We start from the raw sequence: 20,533 nt of genomic DNA, 5'->3' as shown, positions 1-20,533 counted from the left end.
AGGCCTACCCAACATTACGTGTTCCCTCCTGCCGGGATCCTGATTTCGACCTCGGTGCCCTCGCCGGGGGCGGTGATGATGGTGACGGTGCCGCCGGCGTCGGCGATGCGACCCTTGATCGACTGGGCCACGCCCATCCGGCCGTCCCGCTCGGCCTCCTCCAGGCGGCCCGGCGGGATGCCGTTCCCCTCGTCCCTGACGCTGACGATGACGCAGTCCTCCTCCTGCTCGGCGAAGACCCAGGCTCGGGCGTCCGGCCCGACGTGGGTGCGGACGTTGTCCAGTGCCGCGCCGACCGCCGCCGCGACCTCGGCGGCCGTGGCCGGGGGCAGGACGATCGGGGTGGCGGGGGTGGAGACGGTGACGGTGGCGGAGCCGTACCTGGTGAGGAGGGAGCGCAGGTCGCCGGAGGGGGCGGGGCGCAGGGAGATCAGCTCGCGCAGGGCGGCTTCCTGCTCGCCGGCCAGGCGTCCGAGTTCGGCCGCCTCGCCGCCGATCTCCTGGCCGCGCCGCTGCACCAGCGCGAGCACCTGGAGCACGGAGTCGTGGATGCCGCGCGAGAGGCGGTCGCGCTCGCGCTGGGCGGCCTCCATCTCGGCGGCCCGCTGCATGCGTTCCTCGGCCTGCTTGGCCAGGCGCGCGACGTGGCCGACCACGACGCCGGACAGGAACAGCAGGACGGCGCCGTTGATGAGGACGGGCGCCTCGGGGGTGCGGACGCGCAGCCACACGTCGGCCGCGGCGACGATGGCCGCGCCCAGCGCGCCCAGGCGGCGTCCGCCGTAGACGGCCCAGGCGAGCACGGGTCCGGCGATCCAGGTGGCGGGCAGCGGCATGACGCCTTCGGCGTATTGGTAGGGCCCTTCCACGTACGGCGAGGCCAGCAGGCAGGCCAGCGTCACCAGCATGTCGATGACCAGCAGCGGCCAGCCGCGCAGCGCCTCCACGGAGTAGGCGAAGATCGACGCCGCGGTCCACAGCGCCATGAGGCTGAGGACGAACCACCCCATGACGGGCCGGGCGTACCCGTCGTGCTGGACCAGGAGCACACCGGCGTAGACCAGCGACGCGACCCTGAAGACGGCGATCGCGCGCCAGAACGGTCCCTCGATACCCATGAATCTTTCTCACGTTTCCGACAGAGACGGTTGACAGATAGTCGAAGTATCCATGCGAATCGGGCCACACCACTGCCAGAATCCGGTGATCCCTAATGCAAGGAAATATCGATACATGTCTTCCGCTGTTAATCATTTCACCCACGGCCCGCTCACCCCGGCCCTCGCCTACGTGATGTCGTGCATCGGGTCAATGCTCGGACTGCGGCTGACCGCTCAGGCCCACGCCTCGCGCGGGGGTTCGCGGGTGCGCTGGTTGCTCGGCGCGGCCGTATCGATCGGCGGCACCGGCATCTGGGTCATGCACTTCATCGCCATGATGGGCTTCGACATCGAGGGCACCCCGATCCGCTACGACGTCCCGCTGACCGTGGCCTCCGCTGTCGTGGCGATCGTGGTCGTGGGCACCGGCCTGTTCCTCGTCTCCTACGGCGGCGGCCGGGTGCTGGCGCTGCTCGGCGGCGGACTGCTCACCGGCCTCGGCGTGGCGAGCATGCACTACCTCGGCATGTACGCCATGAACATGTCCGCCCACGTCTCCTACGACCGCCTGACGGTGGCCCTGTCGGTGGCGATCGCGGTCGTGGCCGCGACGGTGGCGCTCTGGTTCACGCTGCGGGTCAGGCGGCCCATCTGGATCGCCGCCGCCGCCCTGGTCATGGGCGTCGCCGTGGCCGGCATGCACTACACGGGAATGTTCGCGATGACCGTCACCCCGCACCACACGCCGGCAGCGGTGCCGGGTGCCGACGCGCTCGACTTCCTCGTGCCGCTCATGACCGTGATCAGCCTGATCACGCTGACCATGCTGCTCATGGTCATCCTGTCGCCCTCGGAGGAGGAGCTCCACGAGGACGCCGAACTCCTCGCCAGGCTGGAGCTGCGCAGGCGGACGTCGCAGCAGCTCACCTACCCCGCGCCGGTCCCCAGGCCGCAGCCCGCGGGGAGGTCGCGCCGCCGGTAGTTGCACAGACAGCGACCTGGGCCTCATACTCCCCTTGCTTTTCTCATCAAGGGACGAATGCCCATGTCAGCTGTCGATCACTTCTCCTTCGGGTTCCTGACACCCGCTCTCGCCTACGTGATGTCAAGCGCGGGCTCCATGCTCGGCCTCCTGCTGACCTCCCGCGCCCGCCTCGTCGGCGGTCGCGAGGGCCGGTTCTGGCTGGCCGGCGCGGCGCTCGCGATCGGCGGCACGGGCATCTGGACGATGCACTTCATCGCCATGATGGGCTTCGCCGTCACCGGCACGCCCATCCGCTACGACGTCCCGCTCACGGTGGCCTCCGCGGTCCTGGCGGTGGCGGTCGTGGGCGCCGGGCTCTTCCTGGTCGGCCGGGGCGGGTCGCGCCCGCCGTACCTGCTGGGCGGCGGCGCCCTGACCGGGCTCGGCGTCGCCGGCATGCACTACCTCGGCATGGCCGCCATGAACATGTCCGGGCACGTGCACTACGACCCGCCGGTCGTCGTCCTGTCGATCCTCATCGCGATCGTCGCGGCGACGGTGGCGCTCTGGTTCACGCTGCGGGTGCGGGGCGCCTGGCGCATCGGCGGCGCCGCGCTCATGATGGGCGCGGCGGTGTCCGGGATGCACTACACCGGCATGTTCGCGATGTCCGTGGAGCTGGTGCCGCCCGCCGGTCCGATCCCGGGCTCGCGCGCCCTGGACTTCCTGCTGCCGCTCATCGTGGGCCTGTGCGTGGTCACCGTCGGGCTGCTGCTGCTGGTGATCCTCTCCCCCTCGGAGAAGGAACTGCGCGGCGAGATCGCCTTCCAGGCCAGAAAGGCCGCCAGAGACGACGAAGGCGCGCCGGAGGTGAATCTCTTCGGCACGCCTCGCGGTTGAGCTATGTCCTGGGTACGGCTCGCGCCCCGGTGGGCCGCCGATGCTTCCGCGGCGCGAGCCGTACCCTGAGAGGGGTTGCAGCGGTTCGTCTAACCCCGCTGCGTTGAACGGTACGGCCCGCCACTTGCAAGCCGCTTACGGATGATCACGGTCCGCTTGCACGCTCAGCCGAAGAAGACCTCGGCCTCCGCGTAGCGCTCGTCCGGGACGGTCTTGAGCTCGGCCGTCGCCTCGTCGAGACCGACCCTGACGATGTCGGTGCCGCGCAGCGCGACCATGGAGCCGTAGGCGCCGTCGTGCACGGCGTCGATGGCCTGCAGGCCGAACCTGGTGGCCAGGACCCGGTCGAACGCGGTCGGGGTGCCGCCGCGCTGGATGTGGCCGAGCACGGTGGTGCGGGCCTCCTTGCCGGTGCGCTTCTCGATCTCCTTGGCCAGCATCTCGCCGATGCCGCCGAGGCGGACGTGGCCGAAGGAGTCGAGCTCTCCGGTCTGCAGGGTCATCTGGCCCTCGATCGGGTGGGCGCCCTCGGCGACGACGATGATCGGCGAGTAGCGGGTGCGGAAGCGCGACTCCACGTACTCGCAGACCCGGTCGATGTCGAAGGGCTTCTCCGGGATGAGGATGACGTTGGCGCCGCCGGCCATGCCGGCGTGCAGCGCGATCCAGCCGGCGTGCCGGCCCATGACCTCGCAGATCAGCGCGCGGTGGTGCGATTCGGCCGTGGTGTGGAGGCGGTCGATGGCTTCAGTGGCGATGTTGACCGCGGTGTCGAATCCGAAGGTGTAGTCGGTGCCCGACAGGTCGTTGTCGATCGTCTTGGGCACGCCGACGACCTTGACCTCGCGATCCCACAGCTGCTTGGCCACGCCGAGCGTGTCCTCGCCGCCGATGGCGATCAGCGCGTCGACGCCGCCCGCCGCGAGGTTCTCCTTGATGCGGTCGACGCCGCCCTCGATCTTGATGGGGTTGGTCCTGGACGAGCCAAGTATGGTGCCGCCGCGCGGCAGGATGCCGCGTACGGCCTGGATGTCCAGCGGCATCGTGTCCCCCTCCAGGGGGCCACGCCAGCCGTCACGGAATCCGACGAACTCATGACCGTAAACACTCACGCCCTTGCGGACGACGGCCCTGATCACAGCATTGAGACCGGGGCAGTCGCCGCCGCCGGTGAGCACTCCAATACGCATGGCGGGTTCCTCCCAATGGGGTTCACGACCCAGAATCGCATTGTGCCCGTGGCCTCGGGCAGTGGTCTAGACCAAAATTCACGGCCCAGATTAGTAACAGGAAGGCGGTTCCGTGACTGTTTTGGCCATTGACGCGGGAACGACTGGAGTCACCGCCCTGATCGTGACCGAGGACGGCCGGATCGAGTCCCGGGGATATGAGGAGTTTCCGCAGCACTTCCCCGAACCGGGCTGGGTCGAGCACAACCCCGAGGACATCTGGCAGGCCACGCTCGCCGCGTGCGCGACGGCCCTGCGCGGCGCGGGGACGACGCCGTCGTGCGCCGGGATCACCAACCAGCGCGAGACCGCCGTCCTGTGGGACCGGCGGACGCTGGCCGCGCCCCGCAGGGCCGTGGTCTGGCAGGACCGCCGCACGGCCGGGGTCTGCGAGCGCCTGCGCGCCGCCGGGCACGAGCCGCGCGTGTCGGAGCTGACCGGCCTGCGCCTCGACCCGTACTTCACCGCCACCAAGCTCACCTGGCTGGCCGAGCGCGACCCCGCCGCGTGGGCGGGCGTCACCTCGGGCCGCACCGCGCTCGGCACCGTGGACAGCTACCTCGCCGCCCGCCTGACCGCGGGCGCGCGCCACGTCACCGACCCGTCCAACGCCTCGCGCACTCTCCTGTACGGCCTGGCCTCCGGAACCTGGGAGCCGGAGCTGTGCGAGCTGTTCGGCGTCCCGGAGTCCGCGCTGCCGGAGATCGTCCCGAACTACGGCCCGATCGGCCGCACGGACCCGGACGCCTTCCTCGGCCTCGACCTGCCGATCAGCGGCATGGCCGGGGACCAGCAGGCGGCCCTGTTCGGCCAGACGTGTTTCGCGCCCGGCGAGGTCAAGTGCACCTACGGCACCGGCTCGTTCATCCTCACCAACACCGGCTCGGAGATCGTCCGCTCGGATGCCGGGCTGCTGACGACGGTGGCGTGGCAGAAGCCGTCGGGCGAGCTGACGTACGCGCTGGAGGGCTCGATCTTCGTGACCGGCGCGGCCGTGCAGTGGCTGCGCGACGGCCTGGGCGTGATCGGGACGGCGCCCGAGTCGGAGGCGGTCGCCCGCACGGTCCCCGACAGCGGCGGCGTGGTCTTCGTGCCCGCGCTGACCGGTCTCGGCGCCCCGCACTGGAACCCGGAGGCGCGCGGCCTGATCACCGGCATCACCCGCGGCACCACGCGCGCCCACCTGGTGCGCGCGACGCTGGAGGCGATCGCGTTCGAGGTGCGCGACGTGGTGGAGGTGATGGGCGGTTCGGTCGCCGGGCTGAAGGCCGACGGCGGTGCCAGCGGCAACGACCTGCTGATGCAGGTGCAGGCAGACCAGCTGGGCGTAGCGGTGGAGCGCCCGGTCATTCAGGAGACCACCGCGCTGGGCGCCGCCTTCCTGGCCGGTCTCGGCTCCGGGGTCTGGGACTCGGCCGAGGAGTTGCGCGCGACCTGGCGCCTGGACCGCCGCTTCGAGCCCGGCGCCCGCGACGACGCCGCCTACGACCGCTGGCGCGCCGCCGTCGCCCTGACCAAGCACTGAAATCGTCAACCAAAGGTTGACGTTTCGCGCATCGTCAACCTATCGTTGACGCATGGATGGAACCGTTCGTCTCGACGACATCATCAGCGCGATCAAGCAGCGCCACCCCGACGGCGACCCTCTCGGCGAGTTGTCGGACGCCGTGTACATGGGTGAGCACCTGGGCGAGGTGGCCGATCATCTCATCGGCCACTTCGTCGACCGGGCCCGCCACTCCGGCGCTTCCTGGACCGAGATCGGCCGCAGCATGGGCGTGACCAAGCAGGCCGCCCAGAAGCGGTTCGTCACCAAGGAGGGCTCGCTGAGCGACGACCTCTCCGCCTACACCCGCTACACCGACCGCGCCCGCCGTTGCGTCGTCGGCGCGATGGAGGAGGCCAAGGGCACCGGCCACGACCACATCGAGCCCGCCCACGTCGTCCTGGGACTGCTGCACGAGCCGGAGGCGGTGGCCGGCAGGTGCATGGTCGCGCTCGGCGCCCCCCTGGACACGGTCAAGGAGGCGATGCGCAACTCGCTGCCGCCCGGCACCGGCGCCCCGGGCCCGCAGGTCCCGTTCTCCGCCCAGGGCAGGAAGATCATGGAGCTGACCCTGCGCGAGGCCCTGCGGCTCGGCCACAACTACGTGGGCACCGAGCACATCCTGCTCGGCACGCTGTCCCTGACCGAGTCGGCCGAGGTCCCCGCGCTGATCGTGCTGGAGGGCCTCGGCGTCACCAAGGAGGGGGCCGAGCGGGAGATCCTGCGCATGCTCGGCGAGATCACCGGCGGGTCGTAGCCGGCCGGCCGGCGGGGCCCTTGGCGAACCTGGCCAGGATGTTCGCGGTGGCGCGGCGGGTGAAGGCGGCGGCGTCCTTGGTGACGCCGTGGCCGCAGCGCCGCCCCCGCATTCCGCAGACCCAGCGCATGGTCCCGCTGGCGAACACCCCGGCGCCGCTGGGCGCGACGTAGTAGGTGCTGTGGGACACGGTCTCTCGGCCACCGCAGTCGACCGGAGACTCGGCCAGCACCTCCACCCCGCGCGGCGAACCGCGCGAGACCCGGTCCGTCTCCACTCCGGCCATCCCGGGGAAGCGCCGTCCGCGCGTGCCCTCGAAGATCCAGTGGCCCGGTTCGCGCACCACGTACGCCGCCTCCGCGGGGAAGCAGTCGTACATCTGCCCCACCAGCGAGCTCTCCGGCGCGACGCTGCGCCAGAGCGGGCAGCGCGTCTCCTTGTCGCACTCGACCACCCGCCCGGTCAGCCCGATCTTCCAGTAGACGGCGTTCGCGCCGAGGAAGGCCAGGTTGACGCCGCGGTCGCGGGCGCGGGTGACGGTCTCGCGCATGCCGGCCGTCCAGTACTCGTCGTGGCCGAGCGAGACCACGGCCCGCGCCCCGTCCAGGACGCCGGGGCGCAGGTCCGGCGAGGTCAGATAGGCGAGGCGGACGCCGCTGCGCTCGGCCACCTCGATGGCGTCCTTCTCCAGGTCGAGGAAGAGGCGGGCGCCGTTGGTGTCGTAGGGGCGGTCGAAGGTGACGGCCCGGGAGCGCGCGGCGAAGCCGCCGGGTCCCTCGTACAGGTTGCGGCCGCCCCAGCGGTTGTAGGCCTGCCAGGTCGTGACTGCGTTGACGATCACCACGCGGCCGGAGGTGGCGGCCGACCTGACGGTGATCGGCACGTACCGCTGGCCGCCGGTGGAGGCGTCCAGGCGCAGCAGGTAGGCGCCTTCCGGCCAGCCGCCCGTGTGCACGCGCAGCGACGGCTTCCAGTGGGCGGCGGTGACCATGCCGCGCGCGCCGGTCCTGGGCGCGGCCTGCCGTACGCCGGAGACCTGACCGGAGGCCCACACCTGCGTGACGGGCGCGCCCATGCGGAAGGCCCGCACGGTGAAGCGCGGAGCCGTCGTGGACACGCGCAGCCCGAACCGCTCGCCCGGCAGGACACTGACGCGGTCGGCGTAGCCCTCGATCTCGTGTTCGGCGCCCTGCTCGGTGATCCGCCACGGAACCGCACGCGACGGCGCGGCGGCGTCCGGCGGCGCCGCGGGCGGGGCGACGGCGGCGGGGGTGACGGCGGTGCAGCCGGCGGCCAGGGTCAGGGCCAATGCCAAGGCCGCGGCCGGGGCGGCGGGCGGGAAGAGCGTGCGCACGAGCGCTCATGATCACCGTCGCCGCCCGGGGACGCGGGCGGGTTTGCCTACACCGGCAGCACGCAGGCGGGACTCTTGACCGCGATCGCCTCGCCCGTGGGGACGGGCAGGGCGTCGTCCAGGGTGAAGGCGTCGAGGGTGCCGGAGTTCTGGTTGGCGATCCAGAGGGTGTCGCCGGCGATGGCGAAGTGGCGCGGCCAGTCGCCGCCGGAGGGGAGTTCGGCGAGCTTGTCCCCGTCGGCGGTGAAGACGGAGAGGGTGTTGGGGCCGCGGTTGAGTACGTAGAGGCGGCCGTCGGCGGCGTCGACGTGGGAGGGGAAGTTGACGCCCGCGGCGGCGCTGGCCGGCGCCTGCCACAGTTCCCGCCAGCCGGCGGCGTCGTAGGCGCGCAGCGTGCCGTCGAGCTCGCCGGCCACGTAGACGCGCCCGTCCGGGGTGAAGACGAGGTGACGGGGGCCCATGCCGGGCGCCAGGCGCACCGGTTCGAGCGGGTCGCCGGTCAGCGTGTAGCGGCGGATCTCGTCGGTGCCGAGGTCGGAGACGTGGAGCACGTCCCCGTGGAAGACGCACTGGTGGGCGTGCGGGCCGCGCTGGCGGTCGGGGTGGGGGCCGGAGCCCTGGTGGGGAAGCAGGATCGGCTCGCCGGTGAAGCGGCCCTCGGCGTCGAGGTGGTGCAGGCTCGCGACGCCGTCGCCGTAGTTGGCCGCGGCCAGCAGCGCGCCGGACGGGTGCACGGCCAGGTGGCACGGGCTGTCGCCGCCGCTCGGCCGCCGTCCGGTCTCGCTCAGGCCGCCGCCGGTCGCGTACGACAGCAGCAGGCCCTCGCCGAGCTCGCCCGCGGCGTACAGGACGGGCAGCGCCGGGTGCGCGGCCAGGAAGGAGGGAGACGGGGCCGGGGTGATGCCTTCACCGGCGGTGAGAATGCCGTCGCCGTAGGAACCGACGTAGAGCTGCGTCACGGGAGAGTCCTCTTCATGGTTGACTAGGGCAATGAGTTCGTTGACGGAAGCAAGGGTTTCTGAGGTCAGGGCCTTCAACCGGTTCTATACGAAGGTGATCGGCGTCCTGCAGGCAGGGCTGCTCGACTCCCCCTACTCCCTGACCGAGGTGCGGGTGCTGTTCGAGATCGCGAACGCCGGCGAGCTGGAGACCGGCGGGTTGCGGGCCCTGCTCGACCTCGACGCGGGCTACCTGAGCCGCATGCTCACGCGCTTCGAGAACGACGGCGTCATCTCCCGCCGCCGCTCCCCCCACGACGCCCGCAAGCAGCTGGTACGGCTCAGCCCCCTCGGCGCCGCCACCTTCGACCGGCTCGACGACCAGGCGGCCGGCGAGGTCGCGAGGCTGCTGGCCGGGCTGACCGAGGAGGACCAGGGGCGGCTGGTGGGCGGTATGGCCCTGATCCGCCGCCTGCTCGGCGATCCGGCGGCGGCGGCCGGGCGGGAGCCGTACCTCATCAGAGCGCCCCGCGCCGGAGACCTGGGCTGGGTCGTGCAGCGTCACGGCGCCCTCTACGCCGAGGAGTACGGCTGGGGGCTGGCCTTCGAGCAGACCGTGGCCGGGATCTGCGCCGCCTACTCCCCCGAGCGCGACGCCGGGTGGATCGTCGAGGTCGACGGGCAGCGGGTGGGCTGCGTGTTCTGCGTGCGCAGGGACGAGGAGACGGCGCAGCTGCGGATGCTGCTGGTCGAGCCGTCCGCCCGGGGGCTCGGGATCGGGCAGAGGCTGGTCGGGGAGTGCCTGCGGCACGCGCGGGAGCAGGGGTTCGAGCGGATCATGTTGTGGACGCGCGACGGCCTCGTGAGCGCGCGGCGGATCTACCAGGCGGCCGGGTTCGCGCTGGAGTCGGAGGAGAAGGGCGAGGAGAACGGCGTCGCGGTGACCGAGCAGATCTGGTCGCGCGCGCTCTAACCCTTCCTGGGCCACCGGTTCAGCGGGCCGGCCAGGCGCATGGCCGCCGGGACCAGGATCGCCCTGACCCGTTACCTCGCCCCCTGAGCGCGGGGTCAGAGGGCGGCGGCGATCCGGGCGGCGGCTTCGGTGACGAGCTTGCCGTATTCCGGGCGCAGCTCGTCGGTCATGCGCGTGGCGGGGCAGGAGACGCTGAGGGTGGCCACCGGCCCGTCGGCGCCGAGGACGGCGGCGGCCACGGCGGCGATGTCGGAACGCCACTCCCCCCTGTTGGCCGCCCAGCCCTGGGCGCGGATCGCGGCCAGTTCCTCCTTCAGGACGACGGGGTCGGTGATGGTGGCCGAGGTGTAGGACTCCAGCTCAGGCAGTTCCCCGGACAGGTGGGCCAGGACGGCCTTGCCGTTCGCCGAGGCGTGCAGCGGCAGCCGGATGCCGAGCGGAAGGACGATGCGCAGGGGCTTGTCGGTCTCCAGGCGCTCGATGAGCACGACGGCGTCGCCCTCCGGGACCATCAGGTGCACGGTCTCGCCGGTGCGCTGCCGCAGTTCCTCCATGACCGGCAGCGCCACGTCGCGCAGGCCCAGCTCGGCGCGCCGGCCGACCTGCAGCGCCTTGGTGGTCACCAGCCAGCGGGTGACCTCGCCGCCGGCCGGCCGGATCCAGCCGGCCTCGTGCAGTGTGCGCAGCGAGCGCTGCACCGTGCTCTTCGGCAGTCCGAGCGCGCGCGACAGCTCACCCACGCCGATGGGCTGGCGGGCGGCGACCTCTTCGAGCGCGCGCAAAGCGTTGACGACGTTCTGCATCCATTGACTCCTTCGACGACCCGCTTCTAAGGTTAGTGAACCGCACCACGGCACGCTGTGCCGCTACACGGCACGGAGGAATCGTGCACTTCCTGCAGATCCCAGGCCCCACCAACGTCCCCCACCGCGTCCTGCAGGCGATGGCCCGCCCGACCATCGACCATCGCGGACCGGAGTTCGCCGCGCTCACGCTCGACCTGCTGCCCCGCCTCGCCGCGGTCGTCCAGACCGGCGGCGACGTGGTCGTCTACCCGTCCTCCGGCACCGGCGCGTGGGAGGCCGCGCTGGTCAACACGCTGTCGCCGGGCGACCGGGTGCTGGCCTTCGAGACCGGGCACTTCGCCATGCTCTGGTGCCGCATGGCCGCCAACCTCGGGCTGGAGGTCGACCTCGTCCCCGGCGACTGGCGGCACGGAGTGGACCCCGACCTGGTCGCCGAGCACCTGACCGACGAGACCGCCGCCGTCATGGTGGTGCACAACGAGACCTCGACCGGCGTGCGCAGCCGCGTCCCCGAGATCAGGGCGGCGCTCGATCGCGCGGGGCACCGGGCGCTGCTGCTGGTCGACACGATCTCGTCGCTGGGCTCCATCGACTACCGGCACGACGAGTGGGGCGTCGACGTCACCGTCGGCTGCTCCCAGAAGGGCCTGATGCTCCCGCCCGGCCTGGCCTTCAACGCGGTCAGCCCCAAGGCGCTGGACCACCGGGGCCGCCTGCCGCGCGCCTACTGGGACTGGCGGCCGATCATCGAGGCCAACCACTCCGGCTACTTCCCCTACACCCCGCCCACCAACCTGCTGTACGGCCTGGCAGAGGCGCTGTCCATGCTGGAGGAAGAAGGACTGGCCCAGGTCTTCGCCCGGCACGACCGGCACGCGGAGGCGACGCGGCGGGCCGTACGGGGATGGGGGCTCGAAGTGTTGTGCGCCGACGAGCGGGAGTACTCAAGCGCGCTGACCGCGGTCATGGTGCCGAACGGCTTCGACGCCGACGAGGTGCGGCGGATCGTGCTGGAGCGCTTCGACATGTCGCTCGGCACCGGCCTCGGCAGGCTCGCCGGCCGGGTCTTCCGCATCGGCCACCTCGGCCACTTCACCGACCTCATGCTCGCCGGCACGCTGAGCGGTGTCGAGATGGGACTGCGGGCGGCCGGGGTGCCGATCAAGGACGGCGGCGTCCAGCGGGCCCTCGCCTACCTGGAGGGCGGGGCGTGAGCCTCGCGCGGACGCTCGGGCCGCTGCTGGCAGGCGAGGTCAGGGACGACGACTACACCCGCCACCTGTACTCGTCCGACGCCAGCATGTACGCCATCGAGCCCCTGGCCGTCGCCTACCCCAAGCACACCGACGACGTACGCGCGCTGGTCACGGCCTGCGGCGGGCTCGGGGTGCCGGTGCTGCCCAGAGGCGCGGGCACCAGCCTGGCCGGGCAGACCGTGGGCGCGGCGGTGATCGTGGACTTCTCCCGGCACATGAACCGCATCCTGGAGCTGGACGGCGACCTGGCCCGGGTCCAGCCCGGCGTGGTCCAGGACCAGCTCAACCGGGCCGCCGCCAAGCACGGGCTGATGTTCGGTCCCGACACCTCGACGAGCAACCGGGCCACGATCGGCGGCATGATCGGCAACAACTCCGCCGGCAGCCACTCGATCCGCTACGGCTCGACGATCGACCACGTGCGGGCCCTGAGCGTGGTCCTGGCCGACGCCTCCACCCCCGACCTGGCCACGGACGGACGGCTGCGCGCCGGGGTGGACAGGATCCTCGAGAACCTCGACCTGGCGGGCTACCCGCGCTTCTGGCGCCATTCCGGCGGCTACCGGCTCGACCGGGTCACGCCGGACGACCTCACCCCGCTCGTCGTCGGCTCCGAGGGCACGCTGGCCATCGTCACGGAGGCGACCGTGCGCCTCGTGCCGCGCCCCACGACGCGGGCGATCGCCGTCGGCCACTTCACCGGGACCCTGCCCGCCATCGCCGCCACCCACGACGCCCTCGCCCTGGACGCCGCCTCCGTCGAGCTCATGGACAAGGCCATTCTCGACCTGTCCCGGCAGCGGGTGGACTACGCCCGGCTCGGCGACATCCTGGAGGGTGACCCGGAGGCGCTGCTGTTCGTGGAGTTCTTCGGCGACGACGCGGCCGGCAAGGTGGAGAAGCTGGCCAAGGCCTGGAAGGCGGGCGGGCACGGCTATCACACGCTCCGGGCCGTCGACAAGGAGCAGCGCGAGGCCGTGCTGAAGGTGCGCAAGGCCGGGCTGGGGCTGCTGATGGCCTCCAGCGTCGGCAGCCGGCGCCCGCTGGCCTTCGTCGAGGACACCGCCGTGCCGCCCGAGGCGCTGGTGCCGTACGTGGCGGAGTTCGAGAAGATCCTGGAGCGGCACGGCATGAAGGCCGGCTTCTACGGCCACTGCTCGGTCGGCTGCCTGCACGTACGCCCGTTCGTCGACCTGCGCGCCCCCGGCGAGATCGCGGCCATGCGGGCGGTCGCCGAGGAGATCGCCGACCTGGCCGCCCGGCACGGCGGCGTGAACTCCAGCGAGCACGGCGACGGCCTGGCCCGCTCGGAGTTCAACGAGAAGCTGTTCGGCCCGGCCGTCTACGCGGCGATGCGGGAGGTCAAGCGGTTGTTCGACCCCGGCAACCTGCTGAACCCCGGCAAGATCGTGGACGCCGCCCCGATGACCGAGCACCTGCGCGACCCCTCCCGCCCCGAGCCTCCGCCGCTGCGGACGGCACTGGCGTTCGCGGACGGCATGCACGCCGCCGCCGACCGCTGCATGAACATCGGCGCCTGCCGCAAAGAGGACACGGGCGTCATGTGCCCCTCGTACATGGCCACCCGCGAGGAGGAACATTCCACCCGCGGCCGGGCCAACGCCCTGGTCAAGGCGCTGTCCTCACCCGACCCCCGGGCGGCGCTCGGCGAGGAGCGGCTGCACGGCATCCTCGACCTCTGCCTGGAGTGCAAGGCGTGCACGTCGGAGTGCCCGCTCGGCGTGGACATGGCCTCGCTGAAGAGCGAGGCGCTGCACCAGTACCACCAGACCCACGGCGTGCCGCTGCGCTCGCGGCTGTTCGGCGCGATCCGCACCCTCAACCGGCTCGGCTCTGCCACCGCGCCGCTGTCCAACCTGCTCGCCGCCCCGCTGCGCGGCGCCCTGGGCCTCGCCCGGCAGCGCCCGCTGCCCCGCTTCCAGCGCGACACGCTGCCGCGCTGGCACGCCCGCCGCACCCCCGCCCCCGGCCGGCTGGGCGAGGTCATCCTCCTGGCCGACTCCTTCACCTCCTTCACCGAGCCCGCCATCGGCCGGGCAGCCGTCGAACTGCTGGAAAAGGCCGGCTACACGGTACGGCTGGCCGCCGAAGGCTGCTGCGGCCGGTCGAGCCTGTCCAAGGGCCTGCTCGACCGGGCGAAGAGCATGGCCGAAGCCATGGTCGAACGCCTGTCGGCCTCGGACGCCCCGATCGTCGGCCTGGAGCCGTCCTGCCTGCTGACGCTCAAGGACGAGTACGCGACGCTCCTGCCCGGCGACCCCCGCGTCCAGGCGGTGGCCGGGCGCGCCCGCCTCGTACCGGAACTGCTGCTCGAAGCCATCGACGGCGGCGCGCTGCCGCTGGGCGACGCCCTCAGCGGCCGCACGATCCTTTTCCACGGCCACTGCCATGAGAAGGCCGTCACCGGCACCGCGGCCACGCGCGAACTGCTCGCGCGCATCCCCGGCGCGCGGGTGAGCGAACTCGACGCCGGCTGCTGTGGCATGGCCGGATCGTTCGGGTTCGAGGCCGAGCACTACGAGTTGTCCATGAAGATCGGCGGCCTGCGGCTGTTCCCTGCCGTGTCCGCCACCGCCGAGGACACCCTGGTCGCGGCCACAGGGGTGTCCTGCCGCCAGCAGATCGCGCACGGCACCGGCCGCACCGCCCGCCATCCCGTCGAACTCATCCGACTGCTGACCTGACTCGGGGGAGAACGGAGTCATGTCATGTCCGCCGAACTTCTGTCCATACTCGCCCTCATCCTGATGTTCGTGGTGGCCACGGCCTTCCCGGTCAATCTGGGAGCCCTGGCCCTCGTCGGGGCCTTCCTCGTCGGCACCCTCGCCGCCGGGATGGGCACCGACGACATCCTCGGCGCCTTCCCCGGCAGCCTGTTCGTGATCCTGGTCGGGGTGACGCTGCTGTTCGCGATCGCCACCAACAACGGGACCGTCGACTGGCTCGTGCGCGCCGCCGTCCATCTCGTGCGCGGGCGCATCGTGGCCATCCCGCTGGTGATCTTCGCGATCGCCGCGCTGCTCACCGCGGTCGGCGCGCCCGCGCCCGCCGTCGCCGCGATCCTCGCCCCCATCGCGTACGGCTTCGCCGCCCAGTACAAGATCCACGCCCTGCTCATCGGCCTCATGGTCGCCCACGGCACGCAGGCCGGGGCGTTCTCCCCGATCTCTGTGCTGGGCGGCATCGTGAACGGGGTCACCAAGGAGGCGGGGCTGCCCAGCTCGAACCTGGTGTTGTTCCTGTCCAGCTTCGCGTTCAACGCTGCGGCGGCGGTCATCGTGTTCCTGCTGTTCGGCGGGCCCGCGCTGGCCCGCCGTACCGCGTCGGACGGGCCTTCGGAGGAGGAGGTCGCGGAGGAGAAGCTCGCGGAGGAGCACGGCGGCGGGACCGGGGTTTCTGGCGGCACGGTTCCCGGCGGCGGCGGGACCGCCACGATCGCCAGGCCGGGGACGGGGCTGCGGCTGACCGTGCACCAGGCGCTCACCCTGGCCGGGATCGTGGGCCTGTGCGCGGGAGTGCTCGCGTTCAAGCTGGACCTCGGCCTGACCGCGGTCACCGTCGCGGTCGTCCTGTCGCTCACCTCGCCCAAGGCCAACAAGGGCGCCGTCGAGCGGGTGGCGTGGCCGACGGTGCTGCTGATCTGCGGCGTGGTCACCTACGTGGGCGTGCTGCAGGAGATCGGGACCATCGACTGGGTCGGCACGCACGTGGCCGCGATCGGCGTCCCGCTCGTGGTCGCGCTGCTCATCTGCTACGTGGGCGGCGTGGTGTCGGCCTTCGCCTCGACCGTCGGCATCCTGGGGGCGCTGGTGCCGCTGGCGGTGCCGTTCCTGTCGCAGGGGACGCTCGGCCCGATCGCGATGATCGCGGCGCTGTCGGTGTCGTCGGCGATCGTGGACGTCAGCCCGTTCTCGACCACGGGCGCGCTGCTCGTGGCCAACGTCCGGGGCATGGACCGCGACGTCTTCTACCGCAAGCTCCTCGGCTACGGCGCCGCCGTCGTGGTCGTCGGCCCGCTGGCGGCGTGGGCGCTGCTGGTGGTGCCGGGCTGGCTCGGCTGACGCCGCTTGACCGACCCCTCGTCAGCCGATAGAAAACCAATAGGTTATAGAAACGAGGGGTTATGAACGAGATCACCGACGTCTACCGCCGCCGGGCCGACGCCTTCGAGGCGAAGGTCGCCGCCGTCAGGCCGGAGCAGTGGTCGGAACCGTCGCCCTGCGCGCAGTGGACCGCCCGCGACGTGGTGGGGCACATCGTGGACATGCACGCCGTCATGCTGAGCCCGATCGGCCGCGCGCTCAGCCCCGCCCCCTCGGTGAAGGAGGACCCGCTCGCCGCCTTCCGCGCCGCGCGCGCGGACGTCGAGGCCCTGCTCGCCGACCCGGTCGCGGCCGCGACCGAGTGCGACACCCCGGCCGGGCGGTTCACCGCCGCCCGGCACGTCAACGAGGTCATGAGCGCCGACCTGCCCCTACACGGCTGGGACCTGGCCAAGGCCACCGGGCAGGACGCCACGATCGACCCGGAGGACGTGCGGCTGTCGTGGGAGTCGGTCTCCGGACTGCCGCCGGAGCTGATCGAGCAGTACCGGACGCCGGGGGCGTTCGGGCCGGGAGTGGAGGTGTTCGGACCCGAGGTCAAGGTCGGGCCCGACGCCTCCCCGCAGGACCGGCTGCTCGGGATGATCGGCCGCGACCCGAACTGGCGGCGCCCCTGACGATCGTGCGCGTCATCCCCGGGGCCGCGCCCGTCGCGCCGGCGCCGGGCGCCTTGTCCAGGCTTGGGGACTACGACTTGTCCAGGTTCAGTACTACGACAGCGCGCCCGCCCGGTGCGGCAGGTGTGGCCGCACCTGCCGCGCCTGCCGCACCGGATCCCCGGGGAGCCGGGTGGGGGCTGCCGGGGAAGGTGGGCGGCGGTGGTGGAGTGCCGCCGCCCGGGTGATGGAGTCAGCCCGCCCCTACGGCCTGGCCGCCGTCCTCCCAGCGATTGTTGCTCCAGAGGTTGCCCTCGGCCTTGGCGTCGAAGTGGGCCATCGGGCCGTAGAAGCCGCACTTGCTGAAGACCTGGCGGCTGAAGACGTTGTCCTTGATGACCACGTTGTACGGCGAGTACGGGTGCTCGATGTGCTTGGCACCGCCGTAGATGCAGTAGCCGCCGCCGGCGAGCAGGTTGCCGGTGACCTCCACGTCGTGGATCGGGCCGAAGACCGGGCTCAAGATGATGGCCGAGGTCTGGTTCTCCGGGTTGATGATCGTGTTGTGGCGGATCACCAGCTTGTTCTTTTCCTTATTGCCGTTGGTCTGGATGCCGTCGGTGTGGTCGCCCGGGTTCGCCTGCCACATGTCGTGGATGTAGTTGTCCTCGATGAGTCCGGACTTGGCCATGATGGCGGCGTTCGACGTGGTGTGGATGTTGTTGCGGCGGACGGTCATGTTGCCGGTGCCGTCGTTCCAGATGCCGATGTCGAGCTTGGTCTTCTTGTTCGAGCCGATCTCGCAGTTCTCGACCGTGAGGTTGGTGTGGCCCTCGCGTAGCTGGATGCCCCAGTAGCCGCCGACGATGATCTTGCAGTTGCGGATCGTCACGTTGTCGGCCCAGATGTCGAAGCCCTCACTGACCTCCACCCCGTCGAAGACCGCGCCGTCCTGCTTGACCTCGCCGCCCTTGATCTTCTTGAACGTGGAGACGGTGGGGCCGGTGTTGCCCTCGTTGGGGAAACCGGTCATGGGGGGCGGGTCGGTGGGCTTGGTGGGCGTACTGGTCGGCTTCGTTGGCGTGCTGGTGGGCTTGGTCGGGGTGCTGGTGGGCTTGGTGGGGGTGCTGGTCGGCTTCGTTGGCGTGCTGGTCGGTTGCGTCGGGGTGCTGGTCGGCTTGGTGGGGGTGCCGGTCGGGGTGGTCGTGGGGGTGCCGGTCGGCTTCGTCGGCGTGCTCGTGGGCCTGGTCGGCGTGGTCGTCGGCGTCGCGGTCACCGTGGGCGTGGGCGTGGGCGTGGGCGTGGCGGTCGGGGTGGGACCGGGTGACGGACGGTAGTTGAAGATCACGTCCGTGAAGTAGTTGAACTTCGCCGGGTTGGCGTAGGCGGGGAAGCGGGAGCGCTTGCCGTACGCGAAGACGCCGTTACGGTCGGACGGCGCGGAGAGCGGACCGGAGACGACCGGCTGCGAGAAGCCGCCGCGCTGGGCGACGTAGGTGCCGTGGCGGGTGTGGTAGGAGGCGGTGTAGACCGCGCCCGCCCAGACCGGGACGGGGGTGCCGAAGAGCGCCGTCTGCCATCCTTCGCGGGTCTCGCCGGTGAACTGCACCCTGGCCAGCGCGCGGCCCCGGGCGTCCCAGAGGGTGCCGACGTGGCGGCCGCGCTCGCCGCGCGGCTTGTAGAAGCGGATGCCGGCGATCTCGCCGTTTCTGTCGGCGGTGAAGCGTACGCCGAGTTCCAGGGGGATCCGCTCGGCGCGGCGCGGGGCTGTGACCGGGCCCTTGCTCCACAGGCTCGCCTGAAGCGTGCCGGGCACGGCCTGCGCCCGCATCTTTTCGGCTTTCTGCGCTTTCTGCGTTTTCTGGGCCTGGCGGGCTGACTCCCCCGCCACGGCGCTCGTCGTCGGTATGGCGACAAGCGCGATGGCCACGAGCACCCCTAACGCCAGTCGCGATCTTTTACGCTTCGACCTGGCAGCATGAGATCCCACTGTTCGGCGCTCCGTCGTTTGAGGGTATCCGAATTTATGGATTTGAGATAACCGCTTTCGAGCCCTCGTTCTAATCTCGGCGCCAGATCATACCGAGGCGATAAGCGCGCGCAAGGGAAATACGAAATTCCCGTCTATTTACGCATGGCCCCCACAGATCGCCCCCACCCCACCCGACACGGTACGGCCGCCGCGACCATCCAGCCGCCCCGGGCCGCTCCCTCGCCTGCCGCAACCGATGCTCACGACCTGACTCGCGCGATGCGACGGGCGCCCCCCATGACGCGCCACTCCCGCATGGCGCTCCGTCGGCCCGCCTGTCCATGCCCCTTGCCTGGAGCCTTGGGAGCCGGCCAGGCGGAGGGCGGGAGCCAGGCGGTGCGGACCGGAGGCGAGGGGCGGCAGTGCGGGCCGAAGGTGGAGGGGTGGGTGGGTGAGGCTGAAGGGAGGGGTGGGGGGCGCGGGAGCATAGCGAGGTCGTGGGGCCCGGGGTGCGGTTGCCGGTGAATCATGCTAAGTCGCTATGAGACATATATTTCGGTCTTTATACCGCTAACTGGGGACCTGCCGCCTGTACGGTGGTTGACTACTCACTGAATCACCCACAGACTCGCATCATACTGAATCATGACGAATCACTGCGCATCGGATACGCGCGGGGATCTCGGGCGATGCGGGAGGCACGTGCCTGTGGTGACGGACGACGGTATGGATCCGCAGATCAAGCGGCAATGGCTTGGAGCAGAGTTGAGGCGTTTGCGTGACATGGCCGGCGTCTCCGGACGAGATCTCGCCGAGCAGATCGGGATCAGCCAGTCCAAGGTCTCGCGGATCGAAGCCGGTGCGGCGATGCCGTCGTTCTCACAGGTGATGGCGTGGGCGGAGGCCGTGAACGCGCCCGACGACACCCGGCAGGTACTCGCCTCGCTGACTCAGGCGGCCTTCACCGAGGTGCAGACGTGGCGGGCGGCCCTGCGCAACCGGCCGCATCTGCAAGGGGAGATCCAGAAGCTGGAGCGGGGGGCGCAGGTGATTCGTACGTTCCAGCCGGCGCTCGTGCCCGGCCTGCTGCAGACGGCCGAGTACGTGAAGCGGGTGCTGACGTTGTTCCAGCCCGGGTACGCGGAGGACAAGCTCGCCACCGTCCTCGCCGCCCGGCTGGACCGGCAGCTCGCGCTGTACGACGAGGCCAAGCGCTTCGAGTTCCTTGTCACCGAGGCCGCCCTGCGATGGCGGCCGGGACCGCCGCGCCTGCTGCTGGCCCAGCTCGACCGGATCGCGTCGCTCAGCACGCTGGAGAACGTCTCCATCGGCCTCATCCCGCTCGCCACCGAGGCGGTCACCAGCATGGCGCACGCGTTCGTCATGTTCGAGGCGGACGGTGGCGCTTGCGGCCACGACCACGAAGACGAGGAGGAGGACGGCGCGGTGGTGACGGTGGAGACGGTGCACGCCAACCTGGTCGTCAAGGGGGCCGAGAGCGTGAGCCTCTACCACGACCGGTGGACGTCGCTGCGCCGGATGGCGATCTTCGACGACGAGGCCCGGTCCTTCCTGTCCCAGATCAGCACCACCATCCGGGCGGGAGGCTGACATGCCCACACCACCCTTACCACCCGCCCCACCCCAGCAACCCCGCGGCCCACGCCCGCCAGACCCACCACCGCCTGCCCAAAAGCCGCCCACTCCCGGGCCGCCAACCCCCGAGTCGGCCAGCCCCATGTTGGCCGGCCCCAGGCCGCGAACCCCCGAGATGGCCAGCCCCGAAACGGCGGGCCGGCGAACATCCGGGCCAACGGTGGCCGGGCAGGAGACGGCCGGACCGAGGACGGTGGTCGGACAGGAGGGGGTCAGGCCACAGACCGTCGGACCACCGGCCGTCAGACCGGGGGCCGTCGGACCACAGGCTGCCAGCTCACCGGCCGTCGGACCTGGGGCCGTCAGACCGGGGGTGGGCTGGGGGCGTTGGGGTTCGGGGCGGGTTCGGGTGTGCGGGGGCC

The 20,533-nt window shown here is 71.4% G+C and carries 16 protein-coding genes; 10 read left to right on the top strand and 6 right to left on the bottom strand.

The window, feature by feature from the left end; genetic code table 11:
- Positions 1-14: 14 nt before the first annotated feature.
- A complete protein-coding gene (gene macS / locus ACIBI5_RS11870; RefSeq protein ID WP_397245850.1) occupies positions 15-1,118 on the bottom strand; it encodes a MacS family sensor histidine kinase in 1,104 nt (367 codons plus the stop codon).
- A 115-nt stretch (positions 1,119-1,233) separates the two neighbouring features.
- Between macS and ACIBI5_RS11865 the strand changes: the two genes are divergently transcribed.
- Together ACIBI5_RS11865 and ACIBI5_RS11860 are read left to right on the top strand one after the other, a co-directional pair.
- A complete protein-coding gene (locus ACIBI5_RS11865; protein ID WP_397245848.1) occupies positions 1,234-2,082 on the top strand; it encodes an MHYT domain-containing protein in 849 nt (282 codons plus the stop codon).
- 63 nt (positions 2,083-2,145) lie between these two features.
- A complete protein-coding gene (locus ACIBI5_RS11860; protein ID WP_397245846.1) occupies positions 2,146-2,964 on the top strand; it encodes an MHYT domain-containing protein in 819 nt (272 codons plus the stop codon).
- Between the two features lie 164 nt (positions 2,965-3,128).
- On the opposite strand, the gene ACIBI5_RS11855 is transcribed toward ACIBI5_RS11860, so the two are convergent.
- The gene (locus tag ACIBI5_RS11855) at positions 3,129-4,154 is read right to left on the bottom strand and encodes a 6-phosphofructokinase (protein WP_379611692.1); all 1,026 of its coding nucleotides are present in this window, start codon (positions 4,152-4,154) and stop codon (positions 3,129-3,131) included.
- Positions 4,155-4,266: 112 nt separating this feature from the next.
- On the opposite strand from ACIBI5_RS11855, the gene ACIBI5_RS11850 reads away from it, so the two are divergent.
- Together ACIBI5_RS11850 and ACIBI5_RS11845 are read left to right on the top strand one after the other, a co-directional pair.
- Positions 4,267-5,718, top strand: coding sequence for an FGGY family carbohydrate kinase (locus ACIBI5_RS11850; RefSeq protein WP_397245844.1), 1,452 nt, complete (start codon positions 4,267-4,269; stop codon positions 5,716-5,718).
- Positions 5,719-5,770: 52 nt separating this feature from the next.
- Positions 5,771-6,496, top strand: coding sequence for a Clp protease N-terminal domain-containing protein (locus ACIBI5_RS11845; RefSeq protein ID WP_397245843.1), 726 nt, complete (start codon positions 5,771-5,773; stop codon positions 6,494-6,496).
- On the opposite strand, the gene ACIBI5_RS11840 is transcribed toward ACIBI5_RS11845, so the two are convergent.
- Together ACIBI5_RS11840 and ACIBI5_RS11835 are read right to left on the bottom strand one after the other, a co-directional pair.
- Entirely contained in the window at positions 6,480-7,850 is a 1,371-nt protein-coding gene (locus ACIBI5_RS11840) for a N,N-dimethylformamidase beta subunit family domain-containing protein (protein ID WP_397245841.1), read from the bottom strand. The two genes, ACIBI5_RS11845 and ACIBI5_RS11840, sit on opposite strands and share 17 nt — an antisense overlap.
- A gap of 47 nt (positions 7,851-7,897) precedes the next feature.
- A complete protein-coding gene (locus ACIBI5_RS11835; RefSeq protein WP_397245839.1) occupies positions 7,898-8,809 on the bottom strand; it encodes a lactonase family protein in 912 nt (303 codons plus the stop codon).
- A gap of 94 nt (positions 8,810-8,903) precedes the next feature.
- On the opposite strand from ACIBI5_RS11835, the gene ACIBI5_RS11830 reads away from it, so the two are divergent.
- The gene (locus tag ACIBI5_RS11830; RefSeq protein WP_397245837.1) at positions 8,904-9,761 is read left to right on the top strand and encodes a GNAT family N-acetyltransferase; all 858 of its coding nucleotides are present in this window, start codon (positions 8,904-8,906) and stop codon (positions 9,759-9,761) included.
- Positions 9,762-9,856: 95 nt separating this feature from the next.
- Here ACIBI5_RS11830 and ACIBI5_RS11825 read toward each other — a convergent pair whose 3' ends face one another.
- Positions 9,857-10,564, bottom strand: a complete 708-nt coding sequence (locus tag ACIBI5_RS11825; protein WP_397245835.1) for an IclR family transcriptional regulator — start codon at positions 10,562-10,564, stop codon at positions 9,857-9,859.
- 83 nt (positions 10,565-10,647) lie between these two features.
- Here ACIBI5_RS11825 and ACIBI5_RS11820 point away from each other — a divergent pair, with 83 nt between their 5' ends.
- The 4 genes from ACIBI5_RS11820 to ACIBI5_RS11805 all read left to right on the top strand — a co-directional run bounded on the left by ACIBI5_RS11820 (position 10,648) and on the right by ACIBI5_RS11805 (position 16,564).
- Positions 10,648-11,781, top strand: coding sequence for a pyridoxal-phosphate-dependent aminotransferase family protein (locus tag ACIBI5_RS11820; protein ID WP_397245833.1), 1,134 nt, complete (start codon positions 10,648-10,650; stop codon positions 11,779-11,781).
- A complete protein-coding gene (locus tag ACIBI5_RS11815) occupies positions 11,778-14,528 on the top strand; it encodes an FAD-binding and (Fe-S)-binding domain-containing protein (RefSeq protein ID WP_397245832.1) in 2,751 nt (916 codons plus the stop codon). The genes ACIBI5_RS11820 and ACIBI5_RS11815 overlap by 4 nt, the downstream gene beginning before the upstream one ends.
- Before the next feature lie 24 nt (positions 14,529-14,552).
- Complete coding sequence (locus tag ACIBI5_RS11810) at positions 14,553-15,905, top strand: SLC13 family permease (RefSeq protein ID WP_397245830.1); 1,353 nt, start codon at positions 14,553-14,555, stop codon at positions 15,903-15,905.
- Positions 15,906-15,967: 62 nt separating this feature from the next.
- Positions 15,968-16,564 carry a TIGR03086 family metal-binding protein gene (locus ACIBI5_RS11805; protein ID WP_397245828.1) on the top strand — a complete coding sequence of 199 codons (597 nt, stop codon included), beginning with the start codon at positions 15,968-15,970 and terminating at the stop codon, positions 16,562-16,564.
- Between the two features lie 232 nt (positions 16,565-16,796).
- On the opposite strand, the gene ACIBI5_RS11800 is transcribed toward ACIBI5_RS11805, so the two are convergent.
- A complete protein-coding gene (locus tag ACIBI5_RS11800) occupies positions 16,797-18,374 on the bottom strand; it encodes a DUF4082 domain-containing protein (RefSeq protein ID WP_397245825.1) in 1,578 nt (525 codons plus the stop codon).
- An 867-nt stretch (positions 18,375-19,241) separates the two neighbouring features.
- On the opposite strand from ACIBI5_RS11800, the gene ACIBI5_RS11795 reads away from it, so the two are divergent.
- Positions 19,242-20,126: a helix-turn-helix domain-containing protein gene (locus ACIBI5_RS11795; protein ID WP_397245823.1), complete on the top strand. Its 885-nt coding sequence runs from the start codon at positions 19,242-19,244 to the stop codon at positions 20,124-20,126.
- Positions 20,127-20,533 lie beyond the last annotated feature (407 nt).

Origin of the sequence: Nonomuraea sp. NPDC050540, from assembly GCF_044457485.1 — a bacterium.
Classification (GTDB): Bacteria; Actinomycetota; Actinomycetes; order Streptosporangiales; family Streptosporangiaceae; genus Nonomuraea.
The sequence above is the reverse complement of the archived record's forward strand: the minus strand, read 5'-3'. Positions and strand labels throughout refer to the sequence as shown.